This window comes from Escherichia sp. WS338 (assembly GCF_046486405.1).
GTDB lineage: Bacteria > Pseudomonadota > Gammaproteobacteria > Enterobacterales > Enterobacteriaceae > Escherichia > Escherichia coli.
This window is the reverse complement of record NZ_JBJQLL010000006.1, coordinates 49,732-66,231: the sequence shown is the minus strand read 5'-3', so window position 1 is coordinate 66,231 and position 16,500 is coordinate 49,732. Positions and strand designations below refer to the sequence as shown.

The window sequence follows — 16,500 nt, the reverse complement described above, 5'->3', positions numbered from 1 at the left end:
TGTGTTGATTACAGTGCGGCGATAACAGCCTGCTGTTCAATCAGCTTGGCTTTCGCTTCTGCATAACCTTCCAGCTTCTCACGCTCTTTCGCGATAACCGCTTCCGGTGCGCGGGCGACAAAGCCTTCATTTGCCAGCTTGTTCTCGATGCGGCTGATTTCACCTTCGATCTTCGCCACTTCTTTCGCCAGGCGCGCCAGCTCATCTTCTTTGTTGATGAGGCCAGCCATCGGGATCAGCAGCTCTGCGCCGTCGATGATCTTGGTAACGGAAACCGGACCTTTGTCATCGGCAGGCAGCACGGTGATGCTTTCCAGACGCGCCAGCGTTTGCAGGAAGCCACGGTTTTCATTTACGCGACGCTCTGCATCCGCGCTGCAACCACGAAGCAACAGCTCCAGCGGTTTGCCCGGCGCGATGTTCATTTCTGCACGGATGTTACGTACCGCAACGATCGCCTGCTTCAGCCACTCGGTATCAGCCAGTGCGGCTTCATCAACCTGAGATGCATCGTACTGCGGGAACGGTTGCAGCATGATGGTGTCGGCAGTGATACCGCAAAGTACTTTCACACGCTGCCAGATGGTTTCGGTGATGAACGGAATGATCGGATGCGCGAGGCGCAGCAGACCTTCCAGTACAGTCACCAGCGTATGGCGAGTACCGCGCAGTTCGGCTTCTGTTCCACCGTTCATTACCGGCTTGGTCAGCTCCAGATACCAGTCACAGAACTGGTTCCAGGTGAACTCATACAAAATGCCTGCGGCGATATCGAAGCGGAAGCTGTCCAGCGCTTCGCGGTACGCTTTGATGGTCTGGTTGAACTCCGCCAGAATCCAGCGGTCCGCCAGCGATAGCGTCATTTCGCCGCCGTTGAAGCCGCAATCCTGATCTTCTGTGTTCATCAGCACAAAGCGGCTGGCGTTCCACAGCTTGTTACAGAAGTTACGGTAACCTTCCAGGCGCTTCATATCCCAGTTGATGTCACGACCGGTAGACGCCAGCGCCGCCAGGGTGAAGCGCAGGGCATCGGTGCCGTGCGGCTTAATGCCGTTCGGGAACTGTTTCTCGGTGCGCTTACGGATTTTGTCCGCCAGCTGCGGCTGCATCATATTGCCGGTACGTTTTTCCAGCAGTTCTGGCAGCGAAATACCGTCAACCATATCCAGCGGGTCGATAACGTTACCCTTGGATTTGGACATCTTCTGGCCTTCGTCGTCACGAATCAGACCGGTCATGTAAACAGTGTGGAACGGCACCTGCGGTTTGCCATTTTCATCTTTGATGAAGTGCATAGTCATCATGATCATGCGGGCAATCCAGAAGAAGATGATGTCGAAACCAGATACCATCACGCTGGTTGGGTGGAACTGGCGCAGTGCGTCGGTATTTTCCGGCCAGCCAAGGGTAGAGAAGGTCCACAGCGCAGAAGAGAACCAGGTGTCGAGAACGTCTTCGTCCTGACGCAGGGCAACGTCGGCACCGAGGTTATTTTCCTTGCGCACTTCGTCTTCGTTGCGGCCAACATAAACATTACCCGCTTCGTCATACCATGCCGGGATACGGTGACCCCACCATAGCTGACGAGAGATACACCAGTCCTGAATATCGCGCATCCAGGAGAAATACATGTTTTCGTACTGCTTCGGTACGAACTGAATGTCGCCATTCTCAACCGCTTCAACTGCCGGTTTCGCCAGTACATCGGCACGTACGTACCACTGGTCGGTCAGCATCGGTTCGATAACCACGCCACCACGGTCGCCATAAGGAACGGTCAGGTCGTGCGGTTTAATTTCTTCCAGCAGGCCGAGCGCGTCAACCGCAGCAACGACGGCTTTACGTGCAGCAAAACGCTCCAGTTTCTGGAACTCTGCCGGGATTTCGCTGGAATAAACGTCAGATTCGTTACCTTTGGTATCGAACACCTGGGCGCTTTCACGGATATCGCCGTCAAAGGTCAGGATGTTGATCATCGGCAGGGCGTGACGTTTACCGACTTCATAGTCGTTAAAGTCGTGCGCTGGGGTGATCTTCACGCAGCCGGTGCCTTTTTCCATGTCGGCGTGTTCGTCGCCAACGATCGGAATACGACGGTTAACCAGCGGTAGAATGACATATTTGCCAATCAGATCTTTGTAACGCGGATCTTCCGGGTTAACGGCCACGCCGGTATCGCCCAGCAGGGTTTCCGGGCGAGTGGTCGCAACCACCAGATAATCTTTACCGTCTGCGGTTTTCGCGCCGTCAGCCAGCGGATAGCGGATGTGCCACATCGAACCTTTCGATTCGCGGTTTTCCACTTCCAGGTCAGAGATAGCGGTACGCAGTTTCGGGTCCCAGTTTACCAGGCGTTTGCCACGGTAAATCAGGTCTTCTTTATACAGACGAACGAAAACTTCTTTCACCGCATTGGACAGGCCTTCGTCCATGGTGAAGCGTTCACGCTCCCAGTCGACGGAGTTGCCGAGACGGCGCATCTGACGGGTAATGGTGCCGCCGGATTCCGCTTTCCATTCCCAGATTTTGTCAATGAAAGCTTCGCGGCCGTAGTCGTGACGGGTTTTACCTTCTTCTGCGGCAATCTTGCGCTCAACGACCATCTGGGTAGCGATCCCGGCGTGGTCAGTACCGACCTGCCACAGGGTGTTTTTGCCCTGCATGCGCTGATAGCGGATCATGGTATCCATGATGGTTTGCTGGAAGGCGTGACCCATATGCAAACTGCCGGTGACATTCGGCGGCGGGATCATGATGCAGAAACTTTCCTGGCTTTCATCGCCATTAGGCTTAAAGTAGCCCTGCTTTTCCCAGTGCTCGTAAAGCGGCTGTTCGATATCTTGTGGGTTGTATGTCTTTTCCATTATTTCCAGGTTGCCGTATTCAGGTTGAAACCAGCCACGCGGTAGGCTTTATAGCGTTCGCGCGCCAGTTGTTTCAGAGAATCTTCATAAGGAACGAAGTCTACCACTTCTGTGAAAGCGGTGGCAAAATCTGCAAAGCTTGTTCGCAGACTAATCAATATATCGCGCGGGCTGCTGCTGCGTTTTTGCGGCCAGGCGATCTCCACCGGCGCACCGCCGCGCGGTCCTTCTCCCGCTAAATTATGCGGAACAAAGCTTTCTGCCGGACGTGCCCACAGGGCTTCATCCAGTCGGTAAGCCTGCTTTTCATCTTCACAGGCGATGAGTACGCGCTTACCACTGCGCCAACGTTCTGCGGCAATTTCACACACCAACTGCTCAACGGCGCTTAAGCCATCGACGGTGGTGTCATTGTCCAGAAGGTAGAACGTTGCGTTTTTCATATATGGGGCTTCTTGTGGTGGATTTAAATATTGCTGCATTCCTCACCCTGAAAGATGAGCAATGAATTTCTATTGCGCTCGATCGGTTCCCTCTCCCTTAGGGAGAGGGTTAGGGTGAGGGTAAAACGCAAACTTACTCTTCGCCGTTAAACCCAGCGCGGTTTAACAGGAACTGTGCCAGCAACGCTACCGGACGACCGGTTGCGCCTTTTGCTTTACCAGAACGCCAGGCGGTTCCTGCAATATCCAGGTGAGCCCAGTTATACTTACGGGTAAAGCGTGACAGGAAGCAACCTGCGGTAATCGCCCCACCAGGACGACCGCCAATGTTCGCCATATCGGCAAAATTGGACTCCAGTTGTTCCTGATACTCGTCACCCAGCGGTAAGCGCCATGCGCGGTCACCGGATTGTTCAGACGCGGCAATCAGTTCATGGGCCAGCGGATTATGGTTCGCCATCAGACCAGTAATATGATGACCCAGCGCGATCACGCAGGCACCGGTCAGCGTCGCCACGTCAATCACTGCTTCCGGCTCAAAACGTTCAACGTAAGTTAACACGTCGCACAGTACCAGGCGGCCTTCGGCATCGGTGTTCAGCACTTCAACGGTTTGACCGGACATGGTGGTTAACACATCGCCCGGACGATAGGCTCGCCCGCCAGGCATGTTTTCGCAGCCTGCCAGCACGCCGATAACGTTAATCGGCAGTTGCAGCTCCGCGACCATACGCATCACGCCGTAAACCGCCGCCGCGCCGCACATATCGTACTTCATCTCATCCATGCCTTCTGAAGGCTTGATGGAGATACCGCCGGAGTCGAAGGTTAAACCTTTACCCACCAGCACGATTGGGCGTGCATCTTCCGACGCGTTGCCTTTGTACTCAATCACCGACATCAGCGATTCGTTTTGTGAACCCTGACCGACCGCCAGATAAGAGTGCATTCCCAGCTCTTTCATCTGCTGTTCGCCGATAACGCGGGTGATGACATTCTTGCTGTAGCTGTCAGCCAGCTGGCGCGCCTGAGAGGCGAGATAAGCGGCGTTACAGATATTCGGCGGCATATTACCGAGATCTTTCGCTGCTTTTATCCCGGCGGCAATCGCCAGACCGTGCTGGATCGCGCGCTCACCGCTGGTCAGTTCACGGCGGGTCGGCACGTTGAACACCATCTTACGCAGCGGGCGACGCGGTTCGCTCTTATTCGTTTTCAACTGCTCGAAACTGTAGAGCGTCTCTTTTGCTGTCTCGACAGCCTGACGCACTTTCCAGTAGTTGTTACGGCCTTTAACGTGCAGTTCAGTCAGAAAGCAGACCGCTTCCATCGAGCCAGTATCATTCAGCGTATTAATGGTTTTCTGAATAACCTGCTTGTACTGACGCTCATCCAGCTCACGTTCTTTGCCGCAACCAATAAGGAGAATTCGCTCGGAAAGTACATTCGGAACATGGTGCAGCAACAGTGTCTGCCCCGGTTTTCCTTCCAGTTCGCCCCGACGTAGCAGGGCGCTGATGTACCCATCGCTGATTTTATCGAGCTGTTCTGCAATCGGAGAAAGGCGACGTGGTTCGAAGACGCCCACGACGATGCAGGCACTCCGCTGTTTCTCCGGGCTACCGCTTTTTACACTAAACTCCATGCACTACGCTCCTGAATCTTAAAGACAACGGCGGTGGCTACAGATAGAATTGCAAGCTTTCGTAACTCATGTCCGCTGTTGCGATGACTTCGTGTTAATCTTAACGTTATTACGGCATTGGCACGTCAGAACAAAATCTGAGAGGTGAATCCGTTGAGTATAATTATCTTAGCGACGATTTCGACGACTCAAGAGAATAAATGACGTTTAAGCCATGAAACAAGCTAAAATCCTGCAAAAGACGAGTTTTTACGGGCGTATTTAAAGTGATAATCATAAGATATCTGGTGCGGGAGACGCTCAAAAGCCAGCTGGCGATACTCTTCATCTTGCTTTTGATCTTCTTCTGTCAAAAGTTAGTGAGGATCCTCGGCGCAGCGGTTGACGGCGATATTCCGGCGAATCTGGTGCTCTCCCTTCTCGGGCTGGGCGTGCCGGAAATGGCGCAGCTTATCCTGCCATTAAGCCTGTTCCTCGGGCTGCTGATGACGCTGGGCAAACTGTATACCGAAAGTGAAATTACGGTAATGCATGCCTGCGGCCTGAGCAAAGCGGTTCTGGTGAAAGCGGCAATGATCCTTGCGGTATTCACGGCAATCGTCGCGGCGGTTAACGTGATGTGGGCGGGACCGTGGTCATCGCGTCATCAGGATGAAGTGTTAGCAGAAGCGAAAGCGAACCCTGGCATGGCGGCGCTGGCGCAAGGGCAATTCCAGCAAGCGACTAATGGCAGCTCGGTGCTGTTCATCGAAAGCGTTGACGGCAGCGATTTCAAAGATGTGTTCCTCGCACAAATTCGACCAAAAGGTAATGCACGTCCTTCTGTGGTGGTGGCCGATTCCGGACATTTAACCCAGCTGCGCGACGGCTCCCAGGTCGTCACTCTCAACCAGGGAACGCGCTTCGAAGGCACTGCACTGTTACGCGATTTCCGCATTACGGACTTCCAGGATTATCAGGCGATCATTGGTCACCAGGCGGTGGCGCTCGACCCGAACGATACCGACCAGATGGACATGCGCACATTGTGGAACACTGACACCGATCGTGCTCGCGCAGAACTGAACTGGCGTATCACGTTGGTATTCACCGTGTTTATGATGGCACTTATGGTCGTACCGCTGAGCGTGGTTAACCCACGTCAGGGACGCGTACTGTCGATGCTGCCAGCCATGCTGCTGTATCTACTTTTCTTCCTGATCCAGACCTCCCTGAAATCGAACGGCGGTAAAGGTAAGCTGGACCCGACACTGTGGATGTGGACCGTTAACCTGATTTATCTGGCTTTGGCGATTGTTCTCAACCTTTGGGACACCGTGCCGGTCCGCCGCCTGCGTGCCAGTTTTTCGCGTAAAGGAGCGGTGTGATGCAACCTTTTGGCGTACTTGACCGCTATATCGGTAAAACTATTTTTACCACCATCATGATGACGCTGTTCATGCTGGTGTCGCTGTCGGGCATTATCAAATTTGTCGATCAGCTGAAAAAAGCCGGGCAGGGGAGTTACGACGCGTTAGGCGCAGGAATGTATACCTTGCTGAGCGTGCCGAAAGATGTGCAGATCTTCTTCCCGATGGCGGCTCTGCTTGGGGCGTTGCTTGGTCTTGGGATGCTGGCGCAGCGCAGCGAACTGGTGGTGATGCAGGCTTCTGGTTTTACCCGTATGCAGGTGGCGCTGTCGGTGATGAAAACCGCCATTCCGCTGGTCTTACTGACGATGGCGATTGGTGAATGGGTCGCGCCGCAGGGCGAGCAGATGGCGCGTAACTACCGTGCCCAGGCGATGTACGGCGGCTCGTTACTCTCCACTCAGCAAGGCTTATGGGCGAAAGATGGCAACAACTTCGTCTACATTGAGCGGGTTAAAGGTGACGAAGAGTTAGGTGGCATCAGTATTTATGCCTTTAACGAGAATCGTCGTCTGCAATCCGTACGCTATGCCGCTACCGCGAAGTTTGACCCGGAACATAAAGTCTGGCGTCTGTCGCAGGTTGATGAATCTGATCTGACCAATCCGAAACAGATCACCGGTTCGCAGACGGTGAGCGGCACCTGGAAAACCAACCTCACGCCAGACAAACTGGGCGTGGTGGCGCTGGACCCGGATGCACTCTCCATCAGTGGTTTGCACAACTATGTGAAGTATCTAAAGTCGAGCGGTCAGGATGCCGGACGTTATCAACTCAACATGTGGAGCAAAATCTTCCAGCCTCTATCCGTGGCGGTGATGATGCTGATGGCGCTGTCGTTTATCTTTGGCCCACTGCGTAGCGTACCGATGGGCGTGCGTGTGGTCACCGGTATCAGCTTCGGTTTTGTCTTCTACGTACTGGACCAGATCTTCGGCCCGCTGACATTGGTTTACGGCATCCCGCCGATTATCGGCGCGTTGCTGCCAAGCGCCAGCTTCTTCTTAATCAGCCTGTGGCTGTTAATGAGAAAATCGTAACCTGATGAACGAATAAAGGGAGCGAAAGCTCCCTTTATTATTGTTAGCAAAGTGTGCTTCGTTCATGCCTGAAAAATCATGAAAATTCAATATATTGCAGTAGTTTAGGCATGATAAAGCGCGCCAGCGTCGCATCAGGCAAAGACAAATCGCACCTGACTTACCTTTTTCTCCCCCCCAGCAAACTCCCCAACATCCCACGCACAATCTGATTCGTCACCTGGCGGGCGGCGCTTTTCGCCATTGTTTGCACCACACCATCTTTCTTCCCGCCGCGTGGTCCGGTAGTGCCAAACAAAATATCCTTCAATCCACCAAGAATACCGTCATCCACCGCCACCTCTTTCCCTTTCGCGGGAGGATTATTTTGCTGCTCGGTACTGGCCTGAAAGCCTTTTTGCAACATCTCATAGGCGGATTCCCGATCCACGTCATCCTCGTACTTGCCATACACCGGGGAGTGATTAATCAAGCCATTACGCTCATCTTCCGTCACCGGCCCCATTCGTGAACAGGGGGCAATCACCATCGCCCGTTCCACCACTGAAGGGCTTCCTTTCGCATCGAGAAACGAGATTAACGCCTCGCCGATCCCCAGTTCCTGGATTGCCTTTTCGGTATCAAACGCCGGATTGGCCCGCATGGTTTGCGCCGCAGCTTTTACTGCTTTCTGATCTTTGGGCGTAAAAGCCCGCAAAGCGTGTTGAACGCGATTACCGAGCTGCCCGAGCACGTTATCCGGAATATCTGACGGGTTTTGCGAAACGAACCAGACGCCCACGCCTTTCGAGCGGATAAGCCTTATCACCTGCTCAATCTTATCCAGCAGTACCTGCGGTGCATCGTTAAACAGCAGATGTGCTTCGTCGAAGAAAAACACCAGTTTTGGTTTCTCCAGATCGCCCGCTTCAGGCAATTGTTCATATAACTCTGAAAGCATCCACAGCAGGCTGGCGGCGTACAGTTTCGGCATCTGATAAAGTTTCTCGGCGCTGAGGATATTGATAACGCCTTTACCGTTGGCATCGGTGCGCATCCAGTCTTTGATATCCAGCATCGGCTCACCAAAGAAGTGTGCTGCGCCTTGCTGTTCCAGCGACAGTAATCCGCGCTGGATGGCACCAACCGATGCGCTACTGATATTTCCGTACTGATTCTGGAAGGATTTGGCGTTATCGCCGATGTACTGGGTAATCGCCCGCAAATCTTTAAAGTCGAGCAGCAACAATCCCTGATCGTCAGCAATGCGGAAAATGATATTCAGCACGCCAGATTGCACATCGTTGAGATTCAACAGTCGTGCCAGCAACAGCGGCCCAAGATCCGAAACCGTCGCCCGCACCGGATGGCCTTTCTCGCCAAAGATATCCCACACCACCACCGGATTAGCATGAGGTTGCCAGTCATTTACGCCGATATTTTTAAGCCTTGCGAGCAGTTTTTCCGAAGAAGTACCTTCCTCCGCTACTCCCGTTAAATCACCTTTCACATCGGCCATAAACACCGGCACGCCGATTTCAGATAGAGACTCTGCCAGTTTTTGCAGCGTAACGGTTTTACCCGTCCCCGTTGCGCCAGTAATCAGCCCGTGACGGTTAGCCATTCCCGGCAGTAAAAAAAGTTCTGTGTCCGGCGTGCGGGCAATTAACAGGGGTTCGCTCATGAGATTTCCTCCAGTTTCCTGCCTGGAGTATAGGCAACGGCTGCGCACTCTTCACCGCTAAATTCAGCAGATTGCGAGACGCCTTCCAAAGAGATTTAAGTGCCGGGCGACAGGCACCCGGCAAAGGGATCAGAAGTCGGCTTTCAGAACCACGCGATAACGCGCCTTACCATCCCGCACATGCTGGATGGCGTCGTTAATTTTCGACATCGGGAACAGTTCGGTGGTCGGCGCAACCTTGCTGCGGGCGGCAAAGCGCATCAGCTTACGCAACTCATAAGGCGTGCCAGTAGCAGAGCCAGAGACGCTGCGGTCGCCCGCAATCAGCGTAAAGGCCGGAACCGGCAAGGGCGTGAGAACTGCACCGACCGTATGGAAATTACCGCCATACGTCAGCGCCTCAAAATAAGGCTGCCAGTCGAGGCTGACGTTGACGGTGTTGATAATGAGATCAAACTGCCCCGCCAGTGCTTTCAGTGCCTGTGGATCGCGGCTATTCACCACTTTATCGGCACCCATCGCCAGCACTTCTTGCTCTTTCGCTGGATTAGAACTAAAGGCTGTCACCTCGCATCCCATTGCGTGCAGAAGTTTTATAGCGATATGCCCCAGCCCGCCAATACCAATTACCCCAACGCGGCTGGTGGCAGTGATATGGTGCATCAACAGCGGTTTAAAGACCGTGATACCGCCGCACAACAGCGGTCCGGCAGATTCAATGTCGATATTTTCTGGCAGTGGAATCACCCATTGCCAGTCCGCACGCAACTTCTCGGCAAAGCCACCGCGATTCATAATCGTCGGCACCGCACCTTGCTCGCAGTTGATCTGATTACCGCTAATACAGGCATCGCAATGCCCGCAGCTGCGTGCCGTCCAGCCAATCCCGACACGCTGACCGACCTGCAAACCTTTATCCTGTGCGGCACTCCCGAGCGCCACCACGCGACCAATCACCTCATGCCCGGCAACCAGTGGATATTGTGAAAATCCCCATTCGTTATCGATCATCGACAGATCGGAATGACAAATCCCGCAGTAATCCACCTGCACTTCAACATCTTGTGGCTTCAGCTCACCGGGATCGTACTCATAAACTTCCAGTTCGCCGCCCGCTTCTTTTGCGGCATAGCTTTTTATCATCGACATTTTTTGGTCCTTCTCTGGTGTTGTCTGGGAAGTGTAGAGCATGGCAGGGCGGGGTGCCTGGAGTGTGACAAAGGTTACACATCGCTGTATGCAATGCTGAAAATTTCAGCACTTAGCGAGGTGCGAGCAAGCTGGCGCTTGCATGGTGGCGTGCGACAGGTATAATCCACAACGTTTTCCGCATACCTCTTCAGTGCCGAAGTGGCGAAATCGGTAGACGCAGTTGATTCAAAATCAACCGTAGAAATACGTGCCGGTTCGAGTCCGGCCTTCGGCACCACACCGTATGCAAATCGAGTCGCTCAAGAGCGGCTTTTTTTGTGTCTGAAATCACCCATATCCGTGCAGTATATAGGCCTGCCAGAAAAGCAGTTCAGTATTCTTCATTTTGTAGTCGATGGTCCCAAGTTTGCTCTGGCTGGAAGCTGCATCGTCCACATTACGTGGGCAGGGTGGTTTCGGTATGCTACTTGAACGTTTTGACCATGTGGCTCAGGTAGCTAATATCAAAAGACGTCATTTTGTCTCCACGCCCACCTTGGTGAACATTCAATAAATAGTTTCGGTCGAGAGCAGTTATGTAGGGCTAGCAGACGAGATGCGCAGACATCTTGTTGAAGACAATTTTACTGACCACCTGAGAACGCTATTCTACCGAATAATATTTATTATCTTGGCGAATAATGATGATTACCTGTGTAACTATGGTTTTATGCTGATGGGACCGGCAGTACAATTTCTGTAGTGTACTCGCAATTTCAGATCTCTGGCGTTTATTCTGGTGCAAAGGAGGTATGTGATGAAAACTTTGCTACCATGCCATTAAATGCGACCAATATCGGATTATCCATCAGTTGCTTGTTGTAGATTTCATTGGTTATAAAAATGCAAGGTGTAAAAGATGAAATTTATAATTATTAGTTAAGTGGCTAGTTTTATAGTAATTTAGACAATAGGATGTATGGAAAAATGGAAAAAGTTTATGATACCACTAGAATTAGTAATCTTGCTAACGACCCGAAACAGTTTTGTTCTTTTTTTTGTGAGTACATAAAAAGAAATGATATTAGTATAGATATCGCCTTGGATGTGCTGAGAATATCTTCCATCTATTATAATAGATTTTCAGTTCAGACTGAAGTTGAGTATAACAATACATTCAAAAAATGTATTAATGAGCTAGTAAACTCATTTCCTGATAACATTGAACTAATCTCTGAGTTCGAGAGTCAATGTAAAATTATGCATGATATAAATAATTCTTTCTTTGCGGCTACAAAATGTGCTGGTATTTGGCGTAAAAATACAAAAAAATCACATGCATTAATACTTAATCTCATCATGTTTTGTGAGATGTTTTTATCATCATTATCATCCTTGGTTGTGGTCAATGATCCTAAAAAAATGAAGAGGATTTTTCCATTATTTATCGTTTCTGAAAATATTAATATTCATGCTGAACCTGATATCGAATATTTTCGAGTTATCGATAGGGCATTTGATGAGGTAGCCAATTACACCGGAAGAATATTTTCTTATTTACGGACTCATGGGCCATTGAAACTAACTTCTTGTGTGAATAAACAAACCTTGCTTTCAATGGGAGGGTACCTTAATGAGTGGAATGTTTTTGACTCATTAAGCAGAGTAAGAGACTTTTTCAGACTAAGTAGTGCAGTATTTACAAAATTGGATAATAACATTTACTCTCTTGAGGTTGATAGTTTTTGTTTATACCGAGATTATGAGATTGCAAGAAATAGACTAATGATGAGAGCGTCACATCTATATAGCGAAGTTCATGAATTTAGTAACAAACATTTTCATCTAAATAGTTGGGTAAAGGATCATATGCCATCTTACTTAAATTCTGATGGCGTTTTTAGCTCATTTCATCTAAGCGAGTTGGAAAATATGTCTCCTGATGACCTTCATGAAGAATATGGGAATATATCATTATTTAATTGGGTGCACGCTTATCAATGTTTAGTCGAGTTATCTAAAGAAGAAATGAGCAAAAGATTTTCATCGACAAAACCTATACCCCTACAGTTGGATCGCTGGCTGATCATAAAAAGCCGTGAGAGTTGGTTATCATTCTTTCAACGTAAGGGGATTGCAGCAGATGCAGCAAAAAAACTGATAGATTATTTTACCTTCAATTCAAAATCACATGATCTTAATGATTGCCCATTTATTCCCTGTATGGACGGTTTATGCTTAATGCCTGCATTAATAGCAAATAGCTCAGTGACTCGCTCTCTAATGTCATTATTTGGTTCCAAAAAAATTTCTCAAGCAAGTAAAGGGCGATTTCATGAACAACAATTTATAAAACAAGTTCGTGATGCGGGGATTAAAGCTTCTCCAATTGATGCTCATGCTAATTATCAGTGCGATTGCGTGATTCTCCTGGATGATTGTTTGATTTTTACAGAACTAAAATCAAATGGTCAACCAATATATTATGGTAAGTACTATCAGCAAGTGTATAACATCGTTGGAGATAGCTCATTAATACATGATCATAATAATAAATTTATGCGTTCTTATTTTCAACAAATAAATCGAATTTCTGAACATTATCTTAATCATCTTGATGTGATCATTAAAGAATTCGAACTACCATCAACATGGCAACCCAAAGGTGTGTATAAGCTTATTGTTACTACAACTATGCTCGGTGGGAAATATCATGTGGATGATATATATGTAGCGGACAAATATGCATTATCTAGTTTTTTTCAACGAATACCTGGAGTGATATATCAAACAAATGAAAATGGAAAAATGGCGAAAAATATCATTGATGGGTTTGAGTGTTGCGAAGGGGAAATCACTATCGATAAGTTTATAGATTATCTTTCCTCTTTGCCCAGTATTAATGCTGTACGTAAAAATATAAAAAAATTAACTTATAGTGTTCGATTTAATGAAAAATTAGTCCATCACCCTTATTATGATTCTTGGACTTTTGGCCCATATATTCGTAAGGGAAATGATTAGAGCAATTTATTATATAGTTCATGTTATTCACTGATTATATTATTGATAATATAATCAGTGAATAACTCTAATTTTTTTAATGTTGGGGTTTAGCCTGAAATTGAAATTGGTACTACGGAACGGTATGATTATATCGCATCAAAATATCAAGGTAGTGATGATTTTCTACGCAACGATCCAGAAACGTGGATTTTATCATCACCATAAGCAATGGCAGCGACAACACCATCAATTTCTATATCAAAGGTGGTGAAATGAATTAGAAAATTGTTTATTTAATCCATTAGCGATAAGTTTTATTGTTATTTAGTCGAGATATATTCCATTGAAAAAAGTAAATTGGCACTGATATTATATCAAATGGGAATAATCCTTTTGTAAATAAGCTGAGGAATGTGTTAATTCACATCCAGCGCCTTATAAACCGCATCAACCGGTTCTGAGTAAAAACTTACCTGAAACTTGGTAAACAACTCTGCCGGAACTGTTGGAATATCCATAGCCGAGGATATCGGCAACAGAACTCGTTTTGCGCCGCTATCGAAGGCGAGTTGTAAACTAGCGGCAAGATCCTGCACTGATTATGTCAGCAATATTGAACATACTGCGATAGTTATCAACCTCACCCCCTAAAAACCTCTTTCCGATGCCACTCTACAAACACCTCATAAGGGTAATTTTTACGCACCTGCGGCAACGCAATAGTTTTCCCGTCAAAATCCCAGAATAATCTCTCAACGATCCCTCCGCCGTTTACCGCATCTGATACCAGTACCCGCATATTTTCGTCCAGGCCAATCGATCCTTTATCAAAGGCTTTATGGTGAATTGCGCAAAGCGCCAGGCCATTAGGAATTTCACAAGGACCGCCGTGCTGTTTCCATTTAATATGCGCCGCTTCCAGCGCGACGGTGGTGTCGTCGTGGCGCATATTAAAGCCACATATCGCGCACTGGTAGTTATAAGCGCGTAATACATTTTTGCTAAATAACGGGTCGCGCTGTTTACGGATTTGCTGGAGATCAAAACCCAGCTCGTCAGCAATTTCTTCCTGAATACTCTCGGTGAAGTGCGCTTCGAGTATCTGTTGCGCCAGAGTATTGATGAGTTTTTTATTGCCGGTTACCAGGGCGTAGTGCTGTTCATCGAAACCGCCTGCAACGTGGTATTCGTTCAGTTCTTTCACTGGCGGTTGTCGGCTGCTCCCTGCTGTTGAGCAAAGCTCGGCATTGTGTAATTGCCAGAATCCGTCGCCTTGTAATCGCCAGAACGGCATATCAGGTCGGTACTGTGAACGCTGTGGCCCAAAACGTTCCAGTAAACTGTGCAGAGGTTCGTAGATTTCCGATCCATAATCGAAAAGGCGCGGATGTCCATTCAGGTATCCCGCTAATACGTATAGCAATAACAATGGCTTATGCGGCGCGCGCTGTTCACCCTTGTGCCAGATTTTTATATTGGCAATTGCCTGCTGTAGCGATTTACTGGAAGCCATTGATATCCCTGGCAGTGAAATAATTGCGATCATGCTCGCAAATTTTCTGCTGTTCAAGCCTGCAAGTGAAGATATATTACCTTGATCTCATTTGTTTTTTTGCTGCCTGTTCTGAGAACGTATAAGGATATTCCCCATGAATAAACTTCCCGACCATCTTCCGCGGCGGTATATCATCGAAGCTATCCATTTATGGGATGCGGGAGAAACTCATCAGTTCCAGCCTGCGCGGTTGTATGAGATTGAATATCATGGCCGACGTTACCCCTCGAAGGCGATTGCTGGCATCGCAGCGACATTGATGACGGGGACGCAATTTACCCCTGCGGATTTCACCGGCGGAATAAAATCTAAATGCGTCAAACTACTCATAGAGCAGGGATTTCATATTCATCAGGATAAAGCCGCTGCGGCTCCCATAGCCAACGTTCTGTTCCCGGATGAGTTGCCGTCGCAGGAGACATACGTTGAAGGTGCGGCGATAAAGGTGACAGTAAACCGCTATGAACGCGATAAAAAGGCCCGAGATAAAGCGGTCGAATATCATGGATGCCAGTGCAACGTATGCGGCGTTGATCTGGTGAAGATCTATGGTGATATCGCTGAAGGCTTTATCCATATGCATCACCTGGTGCCGCTTTCAGCCATTAAAGAGGATTACCAGCTGGATCCAGTTAATGATTTGCTGCCTGTGTGCCCTAATTGCCATGCGATGCTGCACCGACGCAAACCACCGTTTTCACCGGAGGAGTTAAAAGCGTTGATGGATGCAAATAAATCAAATTAATGAACGCTCACCTTTCGCGCCAAAACCGCAAAATTGCTTCTACAAACCTGTCAGAAATAATCCCCCGACGGGCTGCCGCGCTGAAATGACTGCTTCGCAGTGCCGTCGTCCAGTTCTCCGGTGACCGGTACGCTGAACCGTAATATCCCGTGCTTAAATCGTCCGGATCTTCATCAGGCGCGTTCGTCAGTCCTCTTTCACCTTGTTGCTGGAAGTCGACGAAAATAATATTGGCTAAAACATTATTTTGATAATTGCCATAAATCGCTTCATACGCATGAGGGAAATTTTCTTTCCAGTACCAGGTGGTATCGCCGCAAAACCACGGTGCGTCAGTAATATTATTAAGCTGAGAATGGTATTGTTTTAGATCCCTACGAAAGGCTTCAACCATATGATTAAAGTGTTGAGGGTGTGACGCGTAGTCACTGGTCATTAAGTCAAATTCGCCTTGCATCCAGCATACGCCGAGGAATTTGTTCTGCGGATTTTTTGCCAGTGCGGCTCGCGTTCTGCTGACTAAATCCTGGTATAGCGGAGTATCCGATCCCCAACGACAAGCATCATGGCTGGCTCCGTGCCGTTCTGAATATGTCCCTTCGCTGCCCGCGGTAAAAGCCGATCCGCCACGGCAACACGGAACGATGAGAACCCCTGCATTATCAGGAATAGAGGGCAGTAATTTCCGTGCAATATGCAGTGCCTGGCCAACGGTGCCGTACTGTGTTTGATGATTCGTTGCCAGAGGATGGTGATAACCCTGCATATCCTGAACATCGTGTGGGCAGTGAGTCAGTGGAATAATGTCGTTAAAGTGACATGACGGGCCTCCGGGATGCGTATGCGCAAATCTCGCTAATTGTTTAATTCTGGGATGAAGCGCATCTTCCCCGTCCGGTAATGGCAGTCCTTCGCCATACGCCATGGCATTAGACTGACCAGCAACGGTAAGAACATAGTAATAATCGGGCGATATTATTGCGTTCATATAATTTTCGC

12 protein-coding genes, 1 tRNA gene and 1 pseudogene are annotated in these 16,500 nt (G+C 48.9%); 6 read left to right on the top strand and 8 right to left on the bottom strand.

Annotated elements, in window-relative coordinates:
- Positions 1 to 8 precede the first annotated feature (8 nt).
- The 3 genes from valS to pepA form a co-directional block, all read right to left on the bottom strand.
- Complete coding sequence (valS, locus tag ACJHWT_RS07135) at positions 9 to 2,864, bottom strand: valine--tRNA ligase (RefSeq protein ID WP_000416389.1); 2,856 nt, start codon at positions 2,862 to 2,864, stop codon at positions 9 to 11.
- Entirely contained in the window at positions 2,864 to 3,307 is a 444-nt protein-coding gene (gene holC, locus ACJHWT_RS07130) for a DNA polymerase III subunit chi (protein ID WP_000786399.1), read from the bottom strand. The genes valS and holC overlap by 1 nt, the downstream gene beginning before the upstream one ends.
- Before the next feature lie 133 nt (positions 3,308 to 3,440).
- On the bottom strand, positions 3,441 to 4,952 hold the full coding sequence (gene pepA, locus ACJHWT_RS07125) for a leucyl aminopeptidase (protein WP_000397163.1): 1,512 nt from the start codon (positions 4,950 to 4,952) through the stop codon (positions 3,441 to 3,443).
- A gap of 153 nt (positions 4,953 to 5,105) precedes the next feature.
- Here pepA and ytgA point away from each other — a divergent pair, with 153 nt between their 5' ends.
- The 3 genes from ytgA (at position 5,106) to lptG (ending at position 7,401) form a co-directional block, all read left to right on the top strand.
- On the top strand, positions 5,106 to 5,156 hold the full coding sequence (ytgA, locus tag ACJHWT_RS07120) for a protein YtgA (RefSeq protein ID WP_211180521.1): 51 nt from the start codon (positions 5,106 to 5,108) through the stop codon (positions 5,154 to 5,156).
- Positions 5,157 to 5,218: 62 nt separating this feature from the next.
- Positions 5,219 to 6,319 (top strand): LPS export ABC transporter permease LptF, encoded by a 1,101-nt coding sequence (gene lptF / locus ACJHWT_RS07115; protein WP_000584114.1) that lies wholly within the window; start codon positions 5,219 to 5,221, stop codon positions 6,317 to 6,319.
- Entirely contained in the window at positions 6,319 to 7,401 is a 1,083-nt protein-coding gene (gene lptG, locus ACJHWT_RS07110; protein WP_001295681.1) for an LPS export ABC transporter permease LptG, read from the top strand. Before lptF ends, lptG begins: the two co-directional genes overlap by 1 nt.
- A 160-nt stretch (positions 7,402 to 7,561) precedes the next feature.
- Here the strand turns inward: lptG and ACJHWT_RS07105 are convergent, their stop codons facing one another.
- The gene (locus tag ACJHWT_RS07105; RefSeq protein ID WP_001317595.1) at positions 7,562 to 9,064 is read right to left on the bottom strand and encodes a helicase HerA-like C-terminal domain-containing protein; all 1,503 of its coding nucleotides are present in this window, start codon (positions 9,062 to 9,064) and stop codon (positions 7,562 to 7,564) included.
- Positions 9,065 to 9,193: 129 nt separating this feature from the next.
- Positions 9,194 to 10,213, bottom strand: coding sequence for an NADPH-dependent aldehyde reductase Ahr (ahr, locus tag ACJHWT_RS07100; RefSeq protein ID WP_001314371.1), 1,020 nt, complete (start codon positions 10,211 to 10,213; stop codon positions 9,194 to 9,196).
- Positions 10,214 to 10,408: 195 nt separating this feature from the next.
- On the opposite strand from ahr, the gene ACJHWT_RS07095 reads away from it, so the two are divergent.
- Both ACJHWT_RS07095 and ACJHWT_RS07090 read left to right on the top strand, forming a co-directional pair.
- Positions 10,409 to 10,493: transfer RNA gene (locus ACJHWT_RS07095), tRNA-Leu, on the top strand.
- Positions 10,494 to 11,182: 689 nt separating this feature from the next.
- On the top strand, positions 11,183 to 13,219 hold the full coding sequence (locus tag ACJHWT_RS07090) for a hypothetical protein (RefSeq protein WP_000417002.1): 2,037 nt from the start codon (positions 11,183 to 11,185) through the stop codon (positions 13,217 to 13,219).
- Between the two features lie 398 nt (positions 13,220 to 13,617).
- Here ACJHWT_RS07090 and ACJHWT_RS07085 read toward each other — a convergent pair.
- Together ACJHWT_RS07085 and ACJHWT_RS07080 are read right to left on the bottom strand one after the other, a co-directional pair.
- A pseudogene (locus ACJHWT_RS07085) lies at positions 13,618 to 13,797 on the bottom strand (peptidase); the annotation flags it as partial.
- 44 nt (positions 13,798 to 13,841) lie between these two features.
- On the bottom strand, positions 13,842 to 14,714 hold the full coding sequence (locus ACJHWT_RS07080) for a phosphorothioated DNA-binding restriction endonuclease (RefSeq protein WP_021539350.1): 873 nt from the start codon (positions 14,712 to 14,714) through the stop codon (positions 13,842 to 13,844).
- 136 nt (positions 14,715 to 14,850) lie between these two features.
- Here ACJHWT_RS07080 and ACJHWT_RS07075 point away from each other — a divergent pair, with 136 nt between their 5' ends.
- Positions 14,851 to 15,501: an HNH endonuclease gene (locus ACJHWT_RS07075; RefSeq protein ID WP_001037972.1), complete on the top strand. Its 651-nt coding sequence runs from the start codon at positions 14,851 to 14,853 to the stop codon at positions 15,499 to 15,501.
- Between the two features lie 7 nt (positions 15,502 to 15,508).
- Here the strand turns inward: ACJHWT_RS07075 and ACJHWT_RS07070 are convergent, their stop codons facing one another.
- Positions 15,509 to 16,489: a sialate O-acetylesterase gene (locus ACJHWT_RS07070; protein ID WP_000991418.1), complete on the bottom strand. Its 981-nt coding sequence runs from the start codon at positions 16,487 to 16,489 to the stop codon at positions 15,509 to 15,511.
- Positions 16,490 to 16,500: the final 11 nt, after the last annotated feature.